At 65.7% G+C, this 21,972-nt stretch carries 20 protein-coding genes; 7 read left to right on the forward strand and 13 right to left on the reverse strand.

Annotation, left to right across the window (positions count from 1 at the left end):
* Positions 1-11 precede the first annotated feature (11 nt).
* A complete protein-coding gene (locus BLW48_RS00440; protein WP_093171995.1) occupies positions 12-1,469 on the forward strand; it encodes an N-acyl-D-amino-acid deacylase family protein in 1,458 nt (485 codons plus the stop codon).
* 15 nt (positions 1,470-1,484) lie between these two features.
* Here the strand turns inward: BLW48_RS00440 and BLW48_RS00445 are convergent, their stop codons facing one another.
* The 5 genes from BLW48_RS00445 to BLW48_RS00465 all read right to left on the reverse strand — a co-directional run bounded on the left by BLW48_RS00445 (position 1,485) and on the right by BLW48_RS00465 (position 5,500).
* Positions 1,485-1,697, reverse strand: coding sequence for a hypothetical protein (locus tag BLW48_RS00445; RefSeq protein WP_093049911.1), 213 nt, complete (start codon positions 1,695-1,697; stop codon positions 1,485-1,487).
* A 129-nt stretch (positions 1,698-1,826) separates the two neighbouring features.
* Entirely contained in the window at positions 1,827-2,717 is an 891-nt protein-coding gene (locus BLW48_RS00450; protein WP_093171997.1) for a ZIP family metal transporter, read from the reverse strand.
* 121 nt (positions 2,718-2,838) lie between these two features.
* Positions 2,839-3,735 (reverse strand): dienelactone hydrolase family protein, encoded by an 897-nt coding sequence (locus BLW48_RS00455; RefSeq protein ID WP_093171999.1) that lies wholly within the window; start codon positions 3,733-3,735, stop codon positions 2,839-2,841.
* Positions 3,736-3,837: 102 nt separating this feature from the next.
* Positions 3,838-4,578: an aspartate/glutamate racemase family protein gene (locus tag BLW48_RS00460; protein WP_093049902.1), complete on the reverse strand. Its 741-nt coding sequence runs from the start codon at positions 4,576-4,578 to the stop codon at positions 3,838-3,840.
* 31 nt (positions 4,579-4,609) lie between these two features.
* Positions 4,610-5,500, reverse strand: coding sequence for a transporter substrate-binding domain-containing protein (locus BLW48_RS00465; protein ID WP_093050403.1), 891 nt, complete (start codon positions 5,498-5,500; stop codon positions 4,610-4,612).
* A 187-nt stretch (positions 5,501-5,687) separates the two neighbouring features.
* Here BLW48_RS00465 and BLW48_RS00470 point away from each other — a divergent pair, with 187 nt between their 5' ends.
* A complete protein-coding gene (locus tag BLW48_RS00470) occupies positions 5,688-6,899 on the forward strand; it encodes a D-amino acid dehydrogenase (protein WP_093172001.1) in 1,212 nt (403 codons plus the stop codon).
* An 18-nt stretch (positions 6,900-6,917) separates the two neighbouring features.
* Here the strand turns inward: BLW48_RS00470 and BLW48_RS00475 are convergent, their stop codons facing one another.
* From BLW48_RS00475 to BLW48_RS00485, 3 genes are all read right to left on the reverse strand, one after another.
* The gene (locus BLW48_RS00475; RefSeq protein ID WP_093075413.1) at positions 6,918-7,238 is read right to left on the reverse strand and encodes a DMT family transporter; all 321 of its coding nucleotides are present in this window, start codon (positions 7,236-7,238) and stop codon (positions 6,918-6,920) included.
* Positions 7,239-7,243: 5 nt separating this feature from the next.
* Complete coding sequence (locus tag BLW48_RS00480; RefSeq protein ID WP_093172003.1) at positions 7,244-7,708, reverse strand: carboxymuconolactone decarboxylase family protein; 465 nt, start codon at positions 7,706-7,708, stop codon at positions 7,244-7,246.
* Between the two features lie 109 nt (positions 7,709-7,817).
* On the reverse strand, positions 7,818-9,239 hold the full coding sequence (locus tag BLW48_RS00485; RefSeq protein WP_093172005.1) for a MocR-like pyridoxine biosynthesis transcription factor PdxR: 1,422 nt from the start codon (positions 9,237-9,239) through the stop codon (positions 7,818-7,820).
* An 88-nt stretch (positions 9,240-9,327) separates the two neighbouring features.
* Here BLW48_RS00485 and BLW48_RS00490 point away from each other — a divergent pair, with 88 nt between their 5' ends.
* Positions 9,328-9,930 (forward strand): FMN-dependent NADH-azoreductase, encoded by a 603-nt coding sequence (locus BLW48_RS00490; protein WP_093172007.1) that lies wholly within the window; start codon positions 9,328-9,330, stop codon positions 9,928-9,930.
* Here the strand turns inward: BLW48_RS00490 and BLW48_RS00495 are convergent.
* The 3 genes from BLW48_RS00495 to polA are packed head-to-tail and all read right to left on the reverse strand — an operon-like array spanning position 9,927 to position 14,995.
* Complete coding sequence (locus tag BLW48_RS00495; RefSeq protein WP_093049884.1) at positions 9,927-10,829, reverse strand: LysR family transcriptional regulator; 903 nt, start codon at positions 10,827-10,829, stop codon at positions 9,927-9,929. The two genes, BLW48_RS00490 and BLW48_RS00495, sit on opposite strands and share 4 nt — an antisense overlap.
* Positions 10,830-10,842: 13 nt before the next feature.
* Positions 10,843-12,135, reverse strand: a complete 1,293-nt coding sequence (locus tag BLW48_RS00500) for a M20/M25/M40 family metallo-hydrolase (protein WP_093075423.1) — start codon at positions 12,133-12,135, stop codon at positions 10,843-10,845.
* Positions 12,136-12,178: 43 nt separating this feature from the next.
* Positions 12,179-14,995, reverse strand: coding sequence for a DNA polymerase I (gene polA / locus BLW48_RS00505; protein WP_093172009.1), 2,817 nt, complete (start codon positions 14,993-14,995; stop codon positions 12,179-12,181).
* A gap of 97 nt (positions 14,996-15,092) precedes the next feature.
* Between polA and BLW48_RS00510 the strand changes: the two genes are divergently transcribed.
* Genes BLW48_RS00510 through BLW48_RS00520 form a run of 3 tightly spaced genes read left to right on the forward strand, consistent with a single transcriptional unit; the run spans position 15,093 to position 17,424 of the window.
* Entirely contained in the window at positions 15,093-15,464 is a 372-nt protein-coding gene (locus BLW48_RS00510) for a hypothetical protein (protein ID WP_093172011.1), read from the forward strand.
* Between the two features lie 55 nt (positions 15,465-15,519).
* Complete coding sequence (locus BLW48_RS00515) at positions 15,520-16,578, forward strand: homoserine kinase (protein ID WP_093049872.1); 1,059 nt, start codon at positions 15,520-15,522, stop codon at positions 16,576-16,578.
* 9 nt (positions 16,579-16,587) lie between these two features.
* Positions 16,588-17,424: a BPSS1780 family membrane protein gene (locus BLW48_RS00520; RefSeq protein WP_093172013.1), complete on the forward strand. Its 837-nt coding sequence runs from the start codon at positions 16,588-16,590 to the stop codon at positions 17,422-17,424.
* Between the two features lie 30 nt (positions 17,425-17,454).
* Here BLW48_RS00520 and BLW48_RS00525 read toward each other — a convergent pair whose 3' ends face one another.
* Entirely contained in the window at positions 17,455-19,875 is a 2,421-nt protein-coding gene (locus tag BLW48_RS00525; RefSeq protein WP_371127531.1) for a UvrD-helicase domain-containing protein, read from the reverse strand.
* A gap of 206 nt (positions 19,876-20,081) precedes the next feature.
* On the opposite strand from BLW48_RS00525, the gene BLW48_RS00530 reads away from it, so the two are divergent.
* Positions 20,082-21,059: a GMP reductase gene (locus BLW48_RS00530; RefSeq protein WP_093075435.1), complete on the forward strand. Its 978-nt coding sequence runs from the start codon at positions 20,082-20,084 to the stop codon at positions 21,057-21,059.
* Positions 21,060-21,081: 22 nt separating this feature from the next.
* On the opposite strand, the gene BLW48_RS00535 is transcribed toward BLW48_RS00530, so the two are convergent.
* Complete coding sequence (locus BLW48_RS00535) at positions 21,082-21,948, reverse strand: alpha/beta hydrolase (protein ID WP_093172017.1); 867 nt, start codon at positions 21,946-21,948, stop codon at positions 21,082-21,084.
* Between the last annotated feature and the right edge of the window lie 24 nt (positions 21,949-21,972).

Below are 21,972 nucleotides of genomic sequence, written 5' to 3' on the forward strand. Positions count from 1 at the left end.
AGGATCTTTCCGTGTCCGAAAAACCTCCCCACTACGACCTGCTGATCCGCGGCGGCACCGTCATCGACGGCACCAAGGCGCCGCGTTTCGATGCCGACGTCGGCATCGTGAACGGCCGCATCGCCGCCATCGGCAAGCTCGCGGGCCACACGGCCGAACAGACGCTCGACGCCACCGGCCGCATCGTCGCGCCTGGCTTCATCGACTCGCACACGCACGACGACCAGGCCGTGCTGTCGCAGGCGCAGATGCCGTTCAAGGTGTCGCAGGGCGTGACCACGGTGGTGGCGGGCAACTGCGGCATCAGCGCCGCACCGCTGCGCGCCGACATGGACCTGCCGATGCCGCTGAGCCTGCTCGACTCGCCGGCGGAAGGCCGCTTCACCACCTTCGCGGCGTACCTCGATGCGCTGCGCGCCACGCCCTCATCGGTGAACGTGGCGGCGATGGTGGGCCATTCGACCTTGCGCGCCGTGGTCATGGCCGACCTCGACCGGCCCGCGAACGACATCGAGATCGCGGCCATGCAAGCGCTGGTCGAAGAGGCGATGCAGGCCGGCGCCATCGGCCTGTCGACCGGCACTTTCTATCCGCCGGCCGTGAAGGCGACGACCGAGGAGATCATCGAAGTCGGCCGCCCGCTCAGCTCGCGCAAAGCGCTGTACGTGACCCACATGCGCGACGAGAGCGACCGCGTGATGGAGTCGCTGGAAGAAACCTTCCACATCGGCCGCACGCTCGACATTCCGGTCGTGGTGTCGCACCACAAGGTGCAGAACACGCAGAACTTCGGCAAGACGAAAGTCACGCTGCCTTTCATCAAGGAAGCGATGCAGCACCAGTGCATCGGGCTCGACTGCTACCCCTACACGGCCGGCTCCACCATGATCCGCACCGACCGCGGAATGATGGAAGGCCGCGTGCTCATCGCATCGAGCGTGCCGCACCCTGAATGCGCAGGCCGCGACCTGAAAGACATTGCAGCCGGATGGGGCGTGTCCGGCGAAGAGGCGGCCAGGCGGCTGCAGCCCGGCAGCGCGATCTATTTCATGATGGACGAGGACGACGTGCAGCGCATCCTCGCGTTCGACGAGACCATGATCGGCTCGGACGGCATTCCGCTGGGCGAGAAGCCGCATCCGCGCCTGTGGGGCACCTTTCCGCGCGTGCTGGGCCACTACAGCCGCGACATCGGCCTGTTCCCTCTGGAGACGGCGGTGTGGAAGATGACGGGGCTCACGGCGCGCAACTTCGGCCTGCACGAGCGCGGCACGCTGAAGCCGGGCCACCATGCCGACGTGGTGATCTTCAACGCCGCGACGGTGCGCGACACCGCGAACTACGAAACGCCGATGCAGCCGGCAGAGGGCATCGATGCGGTGATCGTGAATGGCGCCGTGACCTGGCGCGATGGGTCGCACTGCGGGGTGCGCAACGGACAGGTGATCACGCGGCGCGAGACTGCCTGAATGGCTTGAGCAGGCTCAGTCCGGAGCGTTCATCACGCGGTCGAACTCTTCGTCGGCCGGCACGTTGTCGGCATCGAGTTCGCTCGCATCGGTGAGATCGATGCCCGTTTCCTCCGACAGGTCGTCGGACACGTCGCTGTCCTGCTCCTCGAAGTCATCGGCGGGCGTGTCGTCCTCATCGTCTTCGGCGGGCGAGGCGGATCGCGCGGTGGCGTCGATGGTATTCATGATCGGTTCCTCGGCTGATTTCTGACAGACCCCCTATGGTGCGCCTGTTTCGGCCGTTCCGGTTCATCCGGCGCGCAGCGTCGGTGTCGGAAAGTTTCCCGCGGGATTCGCTAACCGGCTGACCGACCGTCAGTCCTTGTGCACGTGGCCGTGCTCCCCGTGGCCCGGGTCGTCGTGGCCGTGGTCGTGCCCATGCTCGCCATGCGCCAGCCGGCTCACTAGCGTGACCAGCACGATGCCCGCGGCCAGCCACAGGATCTGCGCGGCGGTCTGGCGTGCCGGCAGGCGCTTCTGCAGCTGCGGAATCAGGTCGGCCAACGCCACGTAGACAAAACTGCTGCCGGCCAGCACCAGGAAGTACGGCAGCCAGCTGTGCAACTGGTCGACCAGCCACCAGCCCGCGATGCCGCCCAGCGCGGTCATGGTGCCGGCGAGCGACACCTTCACCAGCGCCGCGCGCTGGTTGGCGGAGCTCTGGCGCAGCACGACGAGGTCGCCGATGTGGTGCGGAATTTCGTGCGCCAGCACCGCGATGGCGGCAACCAGGCCCAGGCGCAGGTCGGCGGTGAAGGCCGAGGCGATCAGGATGCCGTCGCCGAAGCAATGCACGCTGTCGCCTGTGAGCACGGCCCAGCCGCCGGTTCGGGGGCCGTGGTCGTGCGTGTGGCCATGCGAGTGCCCGTGGTCATGGTCGTGCCCCTCGTGCACGCTCTTCTCGTCGCCATGGTGATGTTCGTGCCCGTGGTGCCACAACTCGGCCTTGTCGAGCAGGAAGAAGAACACCAGCCCGAACAACAGCACCGCGAACAGCAGCGCGGGCTCGATGCGGCTCTCGAACGCCTCGGGCAGCAGATGCATGAACGCCGTGGCAAGCAGCGCGCCAGCTGCCAGGCTCAGCAGATGCTGCGGGTTCACGCCGCCCGAGCCGCTGCGCACGCCCACCTTCAGCAGGAGGGCCGCGAGCCAGACGCTTCCGATACCGGCAACCAGGGTCGCCGCGATGATGACTATCAAATTCATAGCTGCTTGCGCAAGAGGAGCGGCCGCTGAAACTGTTTCAACAAGGCCGTTGTCCGTTCATAAAAAGAGAAAAGGCCGTCATTCGACGGCCTTCGGCGGGGGTGGCTACAGGGCGCCGCGTTCAGGCGACGCCATTGGCTTTGAACCAGGCCGTGGCACGTTGCCAGCCGTCGTCCGCCGCGCTCTTGACATAGCTGGGGCGGTAGTCGGCATGGAATGCGTGGCCTGCTTCGGGGTACACGACGAAGCTCGACGCCTTGGCCGCCGGGGTTCCAGTGGCCAGAGCTGCTTTCATCTTATCAACCGTGTCAAGGGGGATCCCCTGGTCTTTTCCGCCGTACAGGCCAAGCACCGGCGCCTGCAGGCTGGCGGCGATGTCGATGGGGTGCTTCGGCGTCAGTTCGCTGGGCTGCCCGACCAGCCGGCCGTACCACGCCACGCCCGCCTTGACCTTGCCGGTGGCGGCATACAGCCACACGATACGCCCGCCCCAGCAGAAGCCGGTGATGCCGGCCTTGCTGGTGTCGCCGCCGTTGGCCTTGGCATATGCCAGCGCACCGTCGAGGTCGCCCAGCACCTGTGCGTCGGGCACCTTGCTGACGATGTCGGCCTGCAGCTTGGGAATGTCGGTGTAGCCGCGCGGGTCACCCTGGCGCGCATACAGCTCCGGCGCGATGGCCAGGTAGCCGAGCTGGGCGAAGCGGCGGCAGGTGTCGGCGATGTACTCGTGCACGCCGAAGATTTCCTGGATCACCAGAATCACCGGCAGGCCGGTCTTGCCGGCGGGTGCCGCAGCGTAGGCGGGCACATCGAAGCCGTTGACGGTGTACTTGATCGGGCCGGCCTTCAGGCCTTCGGCCGAGGTGCTGATGGCAGTCTGCGCGGCCACCGGCAGCACGGCGGCGGCATAGCCCACGCCGATGGCGGCCTTGAGTGCAGTGCGGCGCGTGGCGCCCTGCTCGGTGCTCTCGCCGGGGCGAAGCGAATCGAAGTCGGAACGGCTGTCGTCGAGGGGCATGGGAAGGGCTCCAGTTGGATCGTCGGACAAGGGGCGTTGCGCTATCAAAAACGCACGCCGCAATGTAGGCGAAATCGACTCCTGCCTCTATGTCCCCTGGTTTCAGTGGGGTTGGTAGGCCCGCCGGGCCAGCGCCGCAGCCAGCACCTGCGCGGGGTCGACGAGGTCGAGGCCCGCCACCGCGGCCGAACCCTGCAGACCCAGCGGCACTTCGGTACAGCCCATGATGATGGTGACGGGGCCATGGCGCTCGGCCAGCCGCAGTGCCACATCGGAAAAGCATTGCTCGGCGAGCTGCATGTTGCCGGCCTTCACGCCGTCGAAGATGCCGCGCGTGATGGTGTGGCGCTCCGCCGGCGTCGGCACGTGGCAGCCCAGGCCCGCTTCGGCCAGCGCCTGTTCGTAGAGGCGCACGCGGTAGGTGCCCTCGGTAGCCATCAGCGCGACGCTGGTCGTGCCCTGCCCGGCCAGCTGTTGCGCGGTTTCGCGCGCCATGTGCAGCAGCTCGACCTGCGGAAAGCGCTCCTGCAGGTTGGCATGCCAGGCATGCGCGGTGTTGCATGCGATGGCCACGGCCCGGCTGCCGAGCGCGGCCAGCCGGCCCAGCGCCTGCAGCATCGGCTCCAGCGGCTGGTGTGCGCCCTGTTCTGCCGAAGCCAGTGCGTCGGTACGGTCGGGCACCGGCACCTGCGCGAGCCAGTGTTCGGGAAAGGACTGGTCGCGCACCGGCTCGCCACGCGCACGCATCTGCTGCGCGCAGGCCAGCACGAAGAGCCGTACGAAGTCGGCGCCCGCCGCGGGGCCCATGCCTCCAAGAATGCCGACCACCTGCGTCACTGCCATGTCCTTTTCTTATCTTCTCGTCGCGCCTGGATCAGGTCGCGGGCTTGTCGCTGAGAGCTTTCAGGTTCTCTTTCAGCTGCGGGCTCATCGGCAGGTTCAGCGGCACGTTCTTCGGCGGGATCGGCTGCATGAACCACTTGTTGTAGAGCTTCTCGAACTCGCCGCTCTTCATCAGGCCGGCGAAGGTGTCGTCGACCAGCTTCTTGAAGGCCGGGTCGTCCTTGGGCAGCATGCAGGCATAGGGCTCGACCTGCAGGGAATCGCCCACCACCTCGAAGTCGGCCGGCGTCTTGGCGTTGGCGATCAGGCCGAACAGCAGGATGTCGTCCATGGCGAAGGCCACGGCGCGGTCGCTCTCGACCAGCAGGAACGAATCGGCGTGGTCCTTGCCGAGCACGATGTCCATGCCGAGATTCTTCTCGGTGTTGTACTTGCGCATTACCAATGCATTGGTGGTGCCGGTGGTGCTGGCCACGGTCTTCTTCGCGAGGTCGGCGTAGTTCCTGATCTTCGAAGACTTCTTCACCAGCAGGCGCGTGCCGGTGTAGAAGTGGTTGATGGCAAAGGCCACGTCCTTGCCGCGCGCGGTGTTGTTGGTGGTGGAGCCGCACTCCAGGTCAACCGTGCCGTTGGTGATCAGCGGAATACGGTTCTGCGAGGTGACGGGCATGAGCGCGACCTGCAGGTTGGGCTTGTTCAGTTTTTTCTTCACCGCCTCGACCACGGCGTTGGAGAGTTCGACCGAGAACCCGATCGGCTTGTTGGGGCCGTCGAGATAGCTGAAGGGCACCGACGACTCGCGATAAGAGAGCGTGATCTTGCCGGACTCGGCGATCTTGGCCAGCGTGTCGGCAGCCTGCGCGCCAGTGGCGCTGAAGAGCACCGTTGCGGCCATGGAAGCCATGAGGACGGGGAGTTTCATGCGAGCCTTCATTCGGTTGAACTGAACATGCGGCCAGTTTAAGAAGCAGCGAAACAAAACAACAATTCCAATTGAAAGCCGACCCATGCCCAAAGGTTATGGGCGGGGGTTCTTTTGGCATTTCCGGCCGGAGCCGTGCGCGCCTACAGTCACGGCTCAAGTTCTCAATCTCCGGAAAGTTGCCTCCATGCATGTGTGTGTGCTCGGTGCCGGCATCGTGGGCCTGGCCACCGCCTGGCAGCTCGAACGCCAGGGCCATCAGGTCACCGTGATCGACCGCGCCGCCCCTGGCGCGGGCGCAAGCGGCGGCAATGGCGCGCAGCTCAGCTACTCGTACGTGCAGCCGCTGGCCGACCCGTCGATCTGGAAGCAGTTGCCCAAGCTGTTGCTGTCGCCCACATCGCCGCTCAAGCTGCGCCCGCAACTCGACCCGCTGCAATGGCGCTGGGGCATGGCCTTTCTCGCGGCCTGCAACGCGCAGACTTCGCGCGACACGACGGCTGGGCTGCTGGCGCTGGCCGCATCGAGCCGTACAGAGTTCGAGGCGATGCGCGCCGATATCGCACCCGATTGCGATTTCTCGGCCACCGGCAAGCTGGTGCTGTATGCCAGCTCGGCTTCGCTCGAAGGTGCGCGCGCGCAGCTCGAACTGCAGCGCGCCATGGGTAGCGAGCAGCGCCTGGTAACGCCTGACGAATGCATCGCCATCGAGCCCGCGCTTGCCAGCTACCGCGGCCAGATGGCGGGCGCCGTGCACACGCCGAGCGAGTGCGCGGCCGACTGCCTCAAGGTGTGCACCGAGCTCATGCGGGCATTGAGCGCGCGCGGCGTGCGCTTCATGCTCGGCGCCGACGTGCATGGCTTTGCGCGCAGCGAGAACCGCATCGCGGCCGTGCACACCAGCGAAGGCGACGTGGAAGCCGATGCTTTCGTGATGGCGCTGGGCTCTGCCTCGCACAAGCTGGGCCGAGCACTGGGGGCCTATCTACCGGTGTATCCGCTCAAGGGCTACAGCATTACCGTGGAGGTCGATCCGTCGCCCGGCGCCGCGCCGCACGTGAACGTGACCGACAGCGCACGCAAGGTGGTGTTCGCGCGCATCGGCTCGCGCCTGCGCGTGGCGGGCATGGCCGAGCTGGTGGGGCACGATGCAAGCATTCCTGCGACGCGCATCGAGACGCTGGCAACGGCGACGCGTGCCCTCTTCCCGCATGCAAGCCGGCTCGAGGAACTGCACCCGTGGACAGGCATGCGGCCCGCCACGCCGAAAGGATTGCCGATCATCGGCCGTCTGGAGAGCGCGCCGTCGAACATGCTGTTCAACACGGGCCACGGCGCACTGGGCTTCACGCTGGCCTTCGGCTCGGCGCTGCAGATCGGGCAGGCCTTGCAGGCCTGAGCGCAACCTGCTTCCTTCTCAGCTGGTGGTGACCAGCTTGAGCCCGATCACGCCGGCCAGGATGAGCGCAATGCACAGCAGCCGCATCGGCGCGGCCGAATCGCCCAGCACCACCATGCCCACGATCGCGGTGCCCGCGGCGCCGATGCCGGTCCACACCGCGTAGCCCGTCCCCATCGGCAATGTCCGCAGCGAGAGCGAAAGAAGCACCACGCTCGACAGGCCGGCAGCGACCGTGAACAGCGCGGGCACCAGCCGCGTGAAACCCTCGGACGACTTCATCGCAAAGGCGAAGACGATTTCAAGAACGCCGGCAACGCCGAGCAATGCCCATGCCATGGCGTTCAGGCCTTGGCAGCGGCGGCAGTGGCAGCGGGCGTCGAGCGGAACGTGATGCCGAAGCGGTTGAAGGCGTTCATCAGGCCGATCGCGTAGGTGAGGTCGGCCAGTTCCTTGTCGCTGAACTCGGCGGCAGCGGCTTCGTAGTCAGCATCGGGAATGCCGGTTTCAGCGACGCGCGTCACGGTTTCTGCCCAGGCGAGCGCGACCTGTTCGCGGCGGCTGAAGACTTCGCCCGCGTCGTGCCACACCGGAACCAGCACGAGCTTGTCGACCGCCAGGCCGGACTTGAGCAGGTCGCGCGAATGCATGTCGATGCAATAGGCGCAGCCATTGATCTGCGAAACCCGCAGGTAGACGAGATCGACCAGTTGCTTGGGCAGGCCGCTTTTCTGGACGGCCATGTACACCCCTCCGAAAGCCTTGTAGACCTCGGGCGAAATCTTTGCGTAGTCGATGCGATTGCTCATGAAGAGTCCTTGTGTGCGTGCTGGTTGGAAAGGACTCCATGGTGTCGAATCTTGGTCTAGCCCAGAAGATCCATGAATGGCATTTGATACTGGGCCATGATCTTCCAGATCACATCAGGCTCAGGATGCGCTTTCCGAGCTTCTCGGCGGTGCGCCGGGAATCGATGTTCGTGAAGTTGACGAGCAGGGCCGAAGCGCCCTCGCCCTCCTTCGTCCAGTCTGACAATGCCTCCGCGTACAGGCCCTCTTCCCGCATGCGCGCCACGAGCTCGCGATCCGATTGCCGGCCTTGCAACCGCAAGATGAGATGCATGCCACCGGGTTGCGCGTCGATTCGCACGTGCTGCCCGAGCACGCTCTGCAAGCCCGCGCTGGTCGCCTCGCGACGCTCGGCATAGAGCCTGCGCATCCGCTGGATATGTCGCGCGAAGTGCCCCTCCGTGATGAAGGCGGTGACGATGGCTTGCGTCAGTTCGGGGCTGCCCCCGGCGAAGGTCTGGATGATCTGCTCGAAGCGCTCGACCTGCGACTCCGGCACGACGAGATAGGCCAGCCGGATGCTCGGGAAAAGCACCTTGCTGAAGGTGCCCGCATAGAGCACGCGTCCGTCGCGGTCCAGGCTCTTCAGCGCAGGCAAAGGGCGGCTGACATAGCGGTATTCGCCGTCGTAGTCGTCCTCGACGATCCACGCGTTGTGCCGTCCGGCCCAGTCGAGCAGCGCCTGGCGCCGGGGCAAGGACAACGACACGCCCAGCGGACTCTGGTGCGCCGGCGTAACCACGGCTGCACGCGCGCGTGGCGCCGACTTGATGCCCTCGGAAACGACCATGCCCTCCTGGTCTACACGCACCGGGACAGCCGCGATTTGCATGTGCGCGAGCAGCTCCCGCGTGGGCGGGTAGCCGGGGTCTTCGAGCCAGACGCGGTCTCCCGCCTTCAGCAAGGCGAGGCCGATCAGCTCGATGGTGTGGCGGTATCCCGAGGTCACGAACACCTGCGATGCAGCGCAGTTGATGCCACGCGACACCTGCAGATACGCGGCAATTTCCGCACGCAGCTTTGGCAACCCGTAGATGGAAGGATGCGCCATGTCGGATGGCTGCATGGCACGCACGCAGCGCGCACCCAGGCGGGCCCATATCTTTCGAGGGAATTCGTCGAGGGCGGGCAGCCCCATTTGAAACGGAAGAATCGAATCCGGCCGGAAACCGATCGAAGAAATTCTCTTGTCGAGCGGAGGCTCCGGAATTGCCACTGGCGTTTGCGGCTTGAGGCCCGGCGCCACGATGGTCCCGGCCTGGCCACGTGCCTGGATGTATCCCTCGGCGACCAGCAAGGAGTACGCGGCTTCGATCGTTCCTCTTGCCAGGCCCAATTCCTTGGCCAGTGCGCGTGCGGCGGGTATCCGGTCGCCGGGCTTGAGCAATCCGCTGGAGATGGCATTGCGAAACCGCTCGTAGATCTGCCGGTAGTAGGGCTCGGCCGCTGCGGGGTCCAGGGGCGATACGGGGCTGGTCTTCTCGGCGATCATGGATCAATCACAAGCTCCATTCTTGGCTCTGGAGTGTAGGCCATGCAAATTCTAGGATTGACGCTTCTCCCTTGCGGCCATATCAATCATGAAAATCCTGCACGTCAATTGCAGCTCCCGCGGGCAAGCCTCGGAGAGCTTCAAGCTTTCCCGAAAAATCGTCGATCTTCTGCTGAAGAAGTCGCCCGATGCCGTATTGGTCAAACGAGAAATTGGCGGCGGCGCCCTGAGGCATATCGACGCGAATTACGCGCTCGCCCAGCATTCGTCCACGGCAGAAATAAATCAGGAAGGCTCGATTTCCACATCCGAAGAATTGATCCGGGAACTGGAGAACTCGGACGTCGTGGTCATCGGAACGCCCATGCACAACCTGAGCGTGCCCTCTGCGCTGAAGGCCTGGATCGATCATGTCGTTCGAGCACGCCGTACGTTCAATGTGGGCGCTGCGGGCAAGGTGGGCACGCTGCGCGACCGCCCGGTCTTCATCGCCGTGGCTTCGGGCGGGAGATTTTCCGGGGAACATGCACGGCAGCCGGATTTCCTGACGCCATACCTGACGACCATCCTGGGCACCATCGGGCTGAAGGACCTGAACTTCTTCTCAATCCAGGGCACGGGCCTCGGCCCGGATGTCGTCGCGCACGCCAGGGCCACGACCGACCTGGCGCTGCAGGCGTATTTCTCTTAGAGCGCCTCTTGGATCGCCTGCTGCATGCAGCGCGTGATGCCGCGCACCGCCACCGAATCGGGCCGCGCCGCAAAACGCAGCGCGCGAATCGGCACCGGAATGTGCGGCTCCAGCGTCAGCACCTCGACCTTCGCGCGGTCCGCCGATCGCGCCGTGCAACCGTCGACCAGCGCCACGCCGATGCCGTGGTGCGCCATGGCCAGTGCCGCGTGATAGGTCTGCACCGTGACCACCGCCTGCTGGAAGCCCACGCCCGCCTGCCGGCAGGCCTGGCTCAGGCTGGTGCCGACGGGGTCGCGGCTGTCGAGGCCAATCACCGGGCGGTTGACGAGATCGTGCAGCGCCACCGAACCGTTGCGCACCAGCGCGCGCGGCAGCATGCCCTTGGGCGCGATGCACACCATGCGGCTGTCGGCCAGCGTCTCCTGCGTGAGCGAGGGATGCACCGCGGGGCTGAAGGCAAAGCCCACGTCGGCTTCCTGCAGCAGCAGCGCCGACATGATCTGTGGCGAGTGCAGCGACTCGACGGTGATCGCATAGCCCGGATGCTTTTCGCGAAAGGCCTTGAGCGCGCGCGGCAGGATGTCGTAGCTCAACGCCAGCACGCTGAGGATGCGCAGCTCGCCCGTGTCGCCCGCGGTGCGCAGGTTGGAAGCAAGCCGCTGCACCTCGTCGAGCTGCGCGAACAGCCGCTCGATGTGCGGATACAGCGTGAGCGCTTCTGTGGTCGGCGTGAGCCGGCCCTTGGCGCGCTGGAACAGCGGAAAGCCCAGCTGCAGCTCGGCATGCTGCAGCGTGCGGCTCACCGCTGGCTGCGTGATGTTGATGAGCCGCGCCGCCGCGCTCACGCTTCCAGTGAGCATGATCGCGTTGAAGACCTCGATGTGGCGAAGGCGCATCGCGAACGGCGGGTCAGTTGCCCGAAGCGGTCTTGCCTCGTGCGATGTCCATGACCATGCGGGTGCCGAGGTACAGGCGCGGTTCGATGGAGTTGACCAGCACGTACTCGGCATCGGCCGAGTGCGCGCCGAAGCCCTGCAGGCCGAAGCGCTCGATGACGGGCGCCTTGGTCTTCAGCGCGGCAAAGGCCGCGTCGGTACCGCCGCCGGCGGCCTTGTCGTCGGCGCCCAGCGGCAGGCCGAGCTCGTCCTTGTAGATCTGCTGCGCATGGCGGGCCATGGCGCGCGAAGCGTCGGTGGCCTCGAGCGGCGGACGGCGGCGCTCGAAATTCATCTCGACCTTGGCCTCGGGAATCAGCTGTTTCTTCACGCGCTCGTTCACCTGCTGCTCGATGCGGTCGTAGTCGCTGACCTTCAGCACGCGCACGTCGGCGCCCGCGGTGGCGCTGGCCGGAATCACGTTGCGGTTGCTGCCCGACTTGGAGATGGTCCAGTTCATCTTCAGGCCGGTGGCCGGGTCGGACAGGTCGCGCATCTGCAGGATCTGGTGCGAAAGCTCGTACAGCGCGTTCACGCCCAGCTCGGGCGCCGAGCCCGCATGCGAGGCCTTGCCCGTGACATGCAGCGTGACCGAGGCAATGCCCGCCGTGGCGAGCGAGAGCTTGTCTTCCTTGACGTAGGCGCCTTCGAAGGACAGCACCGCATCGTGCTCGCTGCCCATGCGCGTGATGAGCGCGCGTGCGCCGGGCGAGCTGATTTCCTCGTCGCCGTTGATCAGCACGGTGAGCGTGCCGTATTCCTTGAACTTCATTGCCTGCAGCATCGACACGATGTGCGTGATGACGGCCACGCCCTGCTTGTCGTCGGCGATGCCCAGGCCGTAGGCTTTGTCGCCGTCGATGCGGAACGGCTGCTTGTTGAGCATGCCCACGGTGTAGACCGTGTCCATGTGCGCGATCAGCAAGATCTTCTTCTTGCCCGTGCCCTTGAAGGTCGCGCGCACCACGCGGCCCATTTTCTCGGGCGTGTCTTCCATGCGGTAGGCCTCGGCGCTCGGGTCGATCAGCTCGACCTGGCCGCCCAGCGCCTTGAACTTCGCGGCGATGAGGTCGGAGATTTTCTCGAGTCCGTCGAGGTCGCGGCTGCCCGATTCGATGGAGACCAGCTCCTTCAGCGTGTCGAGCAGAGCCGGCTTTTCCTTGGCGGCGAGCGAAGCGACTTGCGCGTCGGGTGCGGCGAAGGCGGTGCCGAAGCAGGCCGCGCAGACAGCGGCGAGCAGAAGTTTGCGGTGCGGAAATTGAGTCATGTTCGTGCGTTCTTCTCGGTTGGTTGTCTCGTCTTTTTATTCATCAATGCGCCTTGTCCCAATTGGGACCGACACCGATCTCGGCCAGCAGCGGCACCTTCAGCGCGGCCACGCCGGCCATGAGACGAGGGATTTCGGTGCGTACCCATTCGATCTCGGCCTCGGGCACTTCGAACACCAGTTCGTCGTGCACCTGCATGATCATCCGGGTGCCGCGCTTCTCCTCGTCAAGCACGTTCTGTACCTTGACCATGCTGAGCTTGATCAGGTCGGCGGCCGTGCCCTGCATCGGCGCGTTGATGGCCGCGCGCTCGGCGCCGCCGCGTCGCGGGCCGTTGGGCGAATTGATCTCGGGCAGGTAGAGGCGGCGGCCGAACACGGTCTCGACGTAGCCCTGCTCCTTGGCGAGCGCCTTGGTCTCGTCCATGTAGGCCTTCACGCCCGGGTAGCGCGCGAAGTAGCGCTCGATGTACGAGGCCGCGGCCTTGGTCTCGATGCCGAGGTTGCGCGCAAGGCCGAAGCTGCTCATGCCGTAGATCAGGCCGAAGTTGATGACCTTGGCATAGCGGCGCTGCTCGCTCGACACCTGGTCGGGCGTGGAGCCGAACACCTCGGCGGCCGTGGCGCGGTGCACGTCGATGCCTTCGGTGAACGCGCGCAGCAGCGATTCGTCGCCGCTGATGTGGGCCATGATGCGCAGCTCGATCTGCGAGTAGTCGGCACTGGCGATCACGCTGCCCGCCGGTGCCACGAAGGCCTCGCGTACGCGGCGGCCTTCTGGCGTTCGGATCGGGATGTTCTGCAGGTTGGGGTCGTTGCTGCTCAGGCGCCCCGTGACTGCCACGGCCTGCGCATAGTGCGTGTGCACGCGGCCGGTGCGCGGGTTGGCGAGCTGGCCGAGCTTGTCGGTGTAGGTGCCCTTGAGCTTCGACAGGCCGCGGTGTTCGAGGATCTTGGCCGGCAGCGGATAGTCTTCGGCCAGTTTTTCGAGCACCTCTTCGTCGGTGCTGGGTGCGCCGCTCGGCGTCTTCTTGACCACGGGCAGGCCCAGCTTGGTGAAGAAGATTTCGCCGATCTGCTTGGGCGAACCGAGGTTGAAGGGCTGGCCGGCGATGTCGTAGGCCTCCTGCTCCAGTTCCATGATGCGCTTGCCGAGTTCGTGGCTCTGCGTGGCAAGCGTAGGGGCGTCGATCAGCACGCCGTTGCGCTCGACGCGGTAGAGCGCCTCGCTCGAATCCATTTCGAGCTGGTAGATGAAGCGCAGTTTTTCGTCGGCTTCGAGGCGCGGCCACAGCGTGTTGTGCACGTCGAGCGTCTGGTCGCTGTCCTCGCACGAATACTCCGCCGCCTTGGCGATGTCGACCTGGCTGAACGGGATCTGGTGCGCGCCCTTGCCGCACAGGTCTTCGTACGAGATGCCGCTGCGTCCCAGATGGCGCTCGGCCAGGCTGGAAAGACCGTGTGGCTTGTGCACTTCGAGCACGTAGCTCTGCAGCATGGTGTCGTGCGCGTAGCCCTGCACCTCGATGCCATGGTTGGCGAACACGTGGCGGTCGTACTTGATGTGCTGGCCGAGCTTTTTCTTGGCACCGTTCTCCAGCCAGGGCTTGAGCTTCGCCAGCACCTCGTCGATGGGCAACTGCTCGGGCGCATCGGGGTAGTTGTGCGTAAGCGGGATGTAGGCCGCTTCGCCGGGCGTGACGCTGAAGCTCACGCCGACGATCTGCGCGACCATCTCGTCGAGCGAGGTGGTCTCGGTGTCGATGGCCGCGAGGTCGGCAGCTTCGAGCTTTGCGAGCCAGGCGTCGAACTGCGCCCAGTTCGTGATCGTGTCGTACTTGAGATTGCTCGCGGGCGCGGCGGCCTCCTGCGCTTCGAGCTCGGAGGGCTCGTCGAACAGGCCGCCCTGGTCGCTGTCGGCCTTGGAGGCAGCCTTCTTCTTGATGCTCTCTTCGATCAGCTCGGGCGGCACTTCCTGCGCTTCGAGCGACTTGACCAGGCTCTTGAAGCCGAACTTCTCGTAGAAGGGTTTCAGCTCGGCCGTCTGCGGCGCGCCGACGGGCAGGCCTTCGAGCGACGGCAGGCCGGTAACGTGGCCGTCGAGGTCGCAGTCGGTGCGAATGGTGACGAGGCGTTTGCTCAACGGCAGCTTGTCGATGGCCTGGCGCAGGTTCTCGCCCGCGGCGCCCTTCACTTCGGCGGCGCGTTCGATCAATGCGTCGAGCGAGCCGTATTCGAGCAGCCATTTGGCGGCAGTCTTGGGGCCGACCTTCGGGACGCCTGGCACGTTGTCGACCGTGTCGCCGACCAGCGTCTGGTAGTCGATCATCAGGTTCGGCGGTACGCCAAACTCGGACGTCACACCCGCCACGTCGCGCTTCTTGCCGTTCATCGTGTCGATGATGGTGATGTGCTCGTCGACCAGCTGGCTCAGGTCCTTGTCGCCGCTGGACACGATCACCTCGACGCCCTGAGCGGCGGCGACTTTTGCGAGCGTGCCGATGACGTCGTCGGCTTCCACGTCGGGCACGCTGAGCACGGGCCAGCCGAGCAGCTTCACCACTTCGTGGATGGGGTCGATCTGGCTGCGCAGGTCATCGGGCATCGGCGAGCGGTTGGCCTTGTACTCGGGGTACCAGTCGTCGCGGAAGGTCTTGCCGGGAGCGTCGAAGATGCAGGCTGCGTAGTCGGCGCGCACCTCGCGCCGCAGCGCGGTCATCATGTTGATCATTCCCCGGATCGCGCCGGTCGCCGGGCTCTTGGGGTCGCCGGGCACGGCCCGCAGATCGGGCATCGCGTGGAAGGCGCGGTAGAGGTAGCTCGAGCCATCGACGAGCAGCAGCGTTTTCTTGTCGGTCATCGGGCCATTTTGCCGTGCCCGCGACGGCGTCCGAAGCCACGACGGCACGAGGTGTCAACCGACGCCCCGGAACCGGGGGCGAGCCTACAATCAAGACATGCCTAGCTCCACACTCCTGGTCGCCCGCCGCATCCTGCTGGCGCTGGCTTTCGCAGCCCCCTTTGCCGCCGTACAGGCGCAGCAGCCCGCAGCCTCCCCCGCGGCGGCCCCCGCCGCATCGCTACCAAATCAGGAGCAGGACAAAGCCGAAGGCCGACGCAACCAGAAGGTCGAGAACATCCATACCGAGGACAGCGGTGCCTCGGTCGACGAAGTCCGCTACGGCGGCCGCACGCAGAGCATCAACGTCACGCCCAAGGCCAACGTGCCGGGCTACGAAGTGCTGCCCGCCGACGCGTACACGGGACGCCAGGGTTCGTCCGAAACGGGCGCCAACGGCCCCCGCGTCTGGAACGTGATGAAGTTCTGACCGTGCGTTCTTTCGTCCTAGTTTTTGCAGCGGCAACGCGGCGCTGAGTACCGCGATGGCAGTTTTCACCGAAGTCAGTTTCGGCGAGGCAGACGCGCTCGTCCAACGCCTGGGCCTGGGCCCGCTGCGCGAACTGCGCGGCATCGAGGGCGGCATCGAGAACACCAACTACTTCGCGACCACCGAGTCCGGCGAGTTCGTGTTGACGCTGTTCGAGCGCCTGAGTGCCGAGCAGCTCCCGTACTACCTTTGTCTGATGAAGCACCTGGCGGCTGCCGGCCTGCCTGTTCCCGCGCCCGTGGCGGCAGCCGAGCCCGCCGCCGCCGAGAAGCCCAGGAAGAACCAGCCCCCCGTGCCCGCCGAAGCCGCGTGCGACCTGTTGCACATCGTGGCCGGCAAGCCTGCTGCGGTGGTGCAGAAGCTCTCGGGCCACAGCGAACTGGCCCCCGGCACGGCACATTGCGCCGAACTGGGCGCGATGCTGGCACGCATGCACCTCGCGGGGCGCGACTACCCCCGCATCCAGCCGAACCTGCGCGGCCTGCACTGGTGGAACGAGACGGTGCCGGTGGTGCTGCCGTACATCGAGGAATCGCAAGCCGCCCTGCTTCGTGCCGAACTGGCCTACCAGAACCACGTCGCCGAGTCTTCGGCCTATGCGGCCCTGCCGCGCGGCCCGGTGCATGCCGACATGTTCCGCGACAACGTGATGTTCGCGACCGGTGGCGAGGCCGGCGCTGCGCCCCGCCTGACCGGCGTGTTCGACTTCTACTTCGCCGGCACCGACACCTGGCTGTTCGACCTGGCCGTGTGCCTGAACGACTGGGCCATCGACCTACCGACCGGCCGGCACGATGCCGAACGCGCTGACGCACTGCTGTCGGCCTACGAAACCGTGCGACCGCTGAACGCCGCCGAGCGCGCCCTGCTGCCCGCGATGCTGCGAGCCGCGGCGCTGCGCTTCTGGATTTCCCGGCTCTGGGACTTCCATCTGCCGCGCGAGGCGAGCATGCTCAAGCCCCATGACCCCACGCACTTCGAACGCGTGCTGCGCGACCGCGCCACCCACCCGCATGCCATGGCACAGGCCCTCGAGCCGCTGCTGGCTGCCTGACCTCTACACATGAAACTCAACCTCGTGCCGGCGCGAACCGGCGTCGAATGGGTCCGCCTCGGACTCAAGAACTTCTGGCGGCAGCCGCTGGCCTTTGTCTCGCTGTTCCTGATGTTCATGGCGCTGATCACGAGCATTTCGCAGCTGCCGCTGATCGGCAGATTCATTCCGTTCGTGCTGCTGCCGTTCTCCACGCTGGGCTTCATGGTCGCGGCGTCGGTGGCCGACGCCTCGGCGACCAACACCGATCTTCCTGGGGAAGCGGGCGGCGTGAAGAAGCCGACCGGCGCGCTCATGTTCCTGTCGGTGGCCCGTGCCATGCGAACGGAATGGCGCGCTCTGGCTGTACTTGGCGTGATCTCGGCGGTGTATTGCTTCCTGACCGTGTTCCTGACGGCACTGGTCGATGGCGGCCAGTTCATGCGCAGCTACCTGCTAGGCGAAACCCCGACCAAGGAAGTGCTGGAAAGCAGCCGCTTCCAGATGGCGAATCTGCTTCAGATGTGCCTCGCGCTGCCGCTGGTCGCGGCGATGTGGCATGCCCCCGCGCTGGTCCACTGGCACCGGGTGGAGCCGGTGAAGAGCATTTTCTTCAGCCTGGTGGCGATGTTCAGGAATTTCGGCGCCTATGCGCTGTACTGGCTCGCGTGGTGCGGCGTGCTGGTGCTTGGCCTGCTGGCGGCGGCGCTGGTCGGCACCATCGTGATCGGCGTGGGCTCTCTGGGCTCGGACACCGGCGCAATGGCCATCGGCAACATCCTGATGGTCGGCACGGTGCTGACGCTCGCCGCCATGGCGCAGGCGTCGAACTGGTTCACCTTCCGCGACACTTTCAATCCGGACTGAGCGCCGCCGCTGCAAGCGGCGCCGCAAAGCTCAGATCGGCGTGAGCTTGGCCACCGACAACGCCAGCCACTTCACGCCATGCCGCGCGAACTTGACCTGTGCGCGTGCGTCGTCGCCCGTACCTTCGAGCGCGGTCACCGTGCCTTCGCCGAACTTGTTGTGGAACACCTGCATGCCCGAGCGCAGGCCGTGTGAAGGCGCTGTCTTCTGCGGCGGCACGGGTGGGCTGGCGAAGGTGTCCTTGTCGCGGCTGCTGCCGCCGCCTCCATAGCCACCACCGCTGTAGCCGCCTCCACCGCCGCGCGTGCTCGCGTAGCCTCCGCCATAGCCGAAGGCCGATGGAGTGAAGCCCTGGTTCTTGGGCGTGAGCCACTTCAGCGCGCCTTCGGGCAACTCGTCGAAGAAGCGGCTCTTGACGTTGTAGCGCGTCTGGCCGTGCAGCATGCGCGTCTGCGAATGGCTCAGGTACAGGCGCTTGCGGGCACGCGTGATCGCCACGTACATCAGGCGGCGTTCTTCCTCGAGGCTCTCGAAATCGCTCATCGAGTTCTCGTGCGGAAACAGGCCCTCTTCCATGCCGGTGATGAACACGCAGTCGAACTCCAGGCCCTTGGCGGCATGCACGGTCATCAGTTGCACCGCGTCCTGCCCGGCTTGCGCCTGGTTGTCGCCCGATTCGAGCGCGGCGTGCGTGAGGAAAGCGGCCAGCGGGCTCAGCGTTTCGCCGGTTTCGGCGTCGGGCGCGAGCGGCTCGTCGAGCACCGGACGGCTCGGGTCGATACCCTGGCTCGCAGGCGACTGGCGCAACTCGTCGACCGGCAGCGCAACGGCGTCGCGGCCGAAGCCTTCCTGCGTAACAAAGCTCTCGGCCGCGTTCACGAGTTCGTCCAAGTTCTCGAGGCGGTCGGCGCCTTCGCGGTCGGCTTTGTAGTGCTCGACGAGGCCGCTGTGGTCGAGCACCAGCTCGATGATCTCGCGCAGGCTCACGCCTTGGGTCTGCTCGCGCAGCACGTCGATCTTGGCAACGAAACCCGTGAGGTTGGCGCCGGCCTTGCCGCCGACGACGCTCACCGCATCGTGCAGCGAACGCCCGGCCGCGCGCGCCGCGTCCTGCAGGGTTTCGAGCGTGCGCGCACCGATGCCGCGCGGCGGGAAGTTGACGACGCGCAGGAAGCTGGTGTCGTCGTCCTTGTTCTCCAGCAGGCGCAGATAGGCCAGCGCGTGCTTGATTTCGGCGCGCTCGAAGAAGCGCAGGCCGCCGTACACGCGGTACGGCACCGAGGCATTGAAGAGCGCCGTTTCGATCACCCGGCTCTGCGCGTTGCTGCGGTAGAGCACGGCCATTTCCTTGCGCTCGTAGCCGTCGCGCGCGAGCTGGCGCATTTCCTCGACCATCCACTGGGCTTCGGCGAGGTCGGTGGGCGACTCGTACACGCGCACCGGCTCGCCCGGACCCTGGTCGGTGCGCAGGTTCTTGCCCAGGCGCTTCTTGTTGTGACTGATGAGCTCGTTGGCCGAGTCGAGGATGTTGCTGTAGCTGCGGTAGTTCTGCTCCAGCTTGATCTGGTGGCGCACGTCGAACTCGCGCACGAAGTCGGTCATGTTGCCCACGCGCGCGCCGCGGAAGGCGTAGATGCTCTGGTCGTCGTCGCCCACGGCGATCACGCTGCTGTTCTCGCTCGGTGTGAACTGGCCCGCGACGGTGTTGCCGGTGAGCATCTTGATCCACGCGTACTGCAGGCGGTTGGTGTCCTGGAACTCGTCGATCAGGATGTGGCGGAAGCGCCGCTGGTAGTGCTCGCGCACCGGGTCGTTGTCGCGCAGCAGTTCGTAGCTGCGCAGCATGAGCTCGCCGAAGTCGACCACGCCCTCGCGCTGGCATTGTTCTTCGTAGAGGCGGTAGAGCTCGACCTTCTTGCGGTCGTCGTCGCTGCGCACTTCTACGTCGCCGGGGCGCAGGCCGTCTTCCTTGGCGCCGGCGATGAACCACTGGGTCTGCTTGGCCGGGAAGCGCTCGTCGTCGACGTTGAACTGCTTCATCAGGCGCTTGATGGCCGAGAGCTGGTCTTGCGTGTCGAGGATCTGGAAGGTCGACGGCAGGTTGGCCAGTTTCCAGTGCGCGCGCAGCAGGCGGTTGCACAGGCCGTGGAAGGTGCCGATCCACATGCCGCGCACGTTGACGGGCAGCATCGCCGTCAGCCGCGTCATCATTTCTTTCGCGGCCTTGTTGGTGAAGGTCACGGCGAGGATGCCGCCGGCGGAGACCTGGCCCGTCTGCAGCAGCCAGGCGATGCGGGTGGTGAGCACGCGCGTCTTGCCGGAACCGGCGCCGGCCAGGATCAGCGCGTTGCCCTCTGGCAGCGTGACCGCGGCGAGTTGCTCCGCGTTCAGGTTCTGGAGCAGCGGCAGCGCTGGGGGGTGGGCGTCAGCCGCAGGATCGTTAAACAACATCATGTGATTGTAGAAACCACGGCGTATGCGGGTTATATGAAGAACCGGAAGACCTGCCTTTGCGAGACCGCGTAAAATCAATCACCGGGCCCAAGTTTCTTGCGCCCGGTTTTTTGTGGGCGTTTTCCTTGCAGAACGCACCGCGAAAGCCGGCCGGACCAAGCGCTCATTCGTTTCTTTCAACGATTCCTTTCAGGAGCCTGGTCATGCAAATTTTCGATTACGACAACATCCTCCTGCTCCCGCGCAAGTGCCGCGTGGAGAGCCGTTCCGAGTGCGACACCAGCGTCACGCTGGGCGAGCGCAGCTTCCGCCTGCCCGTGGTGCCCGCCAACATGAAGACGGTGGTCGACGAGTCGATCTGCCTGTGGCTGGCGCAGAACGGCTACTTCTACGTGATGCACCGCTTCGACCTCGACAACGTCAAGTTCGTCAAGGAGATGCAGGGCAAGGGCGTGTTCGCCTCCATCTCTCTGGGGGTGAAGAAGGCCGACTACGACACCGTCGACCAACTCGTGGCACAGGGCCTCGTGCCCGAGTACGTCACGATCGACATCGCACACGGCCACGCCGACAGTGTGAAGAACATGATCGGCTACCTGAAGGAAAAGCTGCCCAAGACCTTCGTGATTGCCGGCAATGTCGGCACGCCCGAAGCGGTGATCGACCTCGAGAACTGGGGAGCTGATGCGACCAAGGTCGGCATCGGCCCGGGCAAGGTCTGCATCACCAAGCTCAAGACCGGCTTCGGCACCGGCGGCTGGCAGCTGTCGGCGCTCAAGTGGTGCGCGCGCGTGGCGACCAAGCCGATCATTGCCGACGGCGGCATCCGCGACCACGGCGACATTGCCAAGAGCGTGCGCTTCGGCGCGTCGATGGTCATGATCGGCTCGCTGTTCGCGGGGCACGAGGAGTCGCCGGGCAAGACGGTCGAGGTCGACGGCGTGCTGTTCAAGGAGTACTACGGCTCCGCCAGCGACTTCAACAAGGGCGAGTACAAGCACGTCGAGGGCAAGCGCATCCTCGAACCCATCAAGGGCAAGCTGGCCGAAACGCTGGTCGAAATGGAGCAGGACGTGCAGAGCTCGATCAGCTACGCGGGCGGCCGCGCGCTGATGGACATCCGCAAGGTCAACTACGTCACGCTGGGTGGCGACAACGCGGGCGAGCACCTGTTGATGTAAGCCCCCGCCCCCGGGGCACCGGTCAGGCTTCCAGCAACTGCACCGCGTGCCGGTGCAGGGTGTGAGCCGGATCGGCGAGCGCGTCGACCACATCGAAGTGGTTGAGCCCCGGTAGCACCTCGCACACCGGCACGGTGTTGCGGCCCCACGCCTCGCGGATCATCGCGTTGTGGCGGATGAACTCTTCGCTCTCCCCGCCGCCAGCAACGGCGTAGAGCTGGCCGCGTTTGGGCGCAGGCCACAGTGCCGGGCTGGCACGCAGGGCGTCTGCATCGGTCAGCTTCAGCACATTCTCGAGAAATGGCGTGCGCTGCAGCGGGCGAAGGTCGTAAAGGCCCGAGATCGACAGCGCGTTGCGCACGAGCTGCGCGGGCAGATCGGGTGCGACCGCCTTCCAGTCGCAAGCCAACAGCGCCGCCGCCATATGACCACCGGCCGAATGGCCTGCGACGGTGATCCGCGAAGGATCGCCGCCATGGGCCGCGATGTGGCGCCAGGTCCATTCGAGCGCACGCACCATCTGCAGCAGGATGCCGGGCACCGTGACAGGCTGCTCCGGCGTACCGGGGCACAGCGCGTAATTGGGCTGGACCACGCAGATGCCGCGGTCATTGAACGCAGGCGCAATGAAGGAGTGGTCTTTCTTGTCCATCGCGCGCCAGTAGCCGCCGTGGATGAAGACCAGCACGGGCGCGTCGGGCACCGGTGCGGGAAAGATGTCGAGCGTTTCGTTCACGCCCTGGCCGTAGGGAAGATCGATCCGCGCCGGCAACGCCTCGCGCACTGCGGCCGATTCGCGCGCCCAGCGCTCGAAGTACGCGGGGTGATCTTTGACCCGCGCGAGGTTGTTGTACATGCATTCCAGCCAGGCGGGGTCGAACGAGGCCATGCGATCTTTGCTCCGTGTTTCGCG

The organism is Variovorax sp. YR266, assembly GCF_900107295.1.
GTDB lineage: Bacteria > Pseudomonadota > Gammaproteobacteria > Burkholderiales > Burkholderiaceae_C > Variovorax.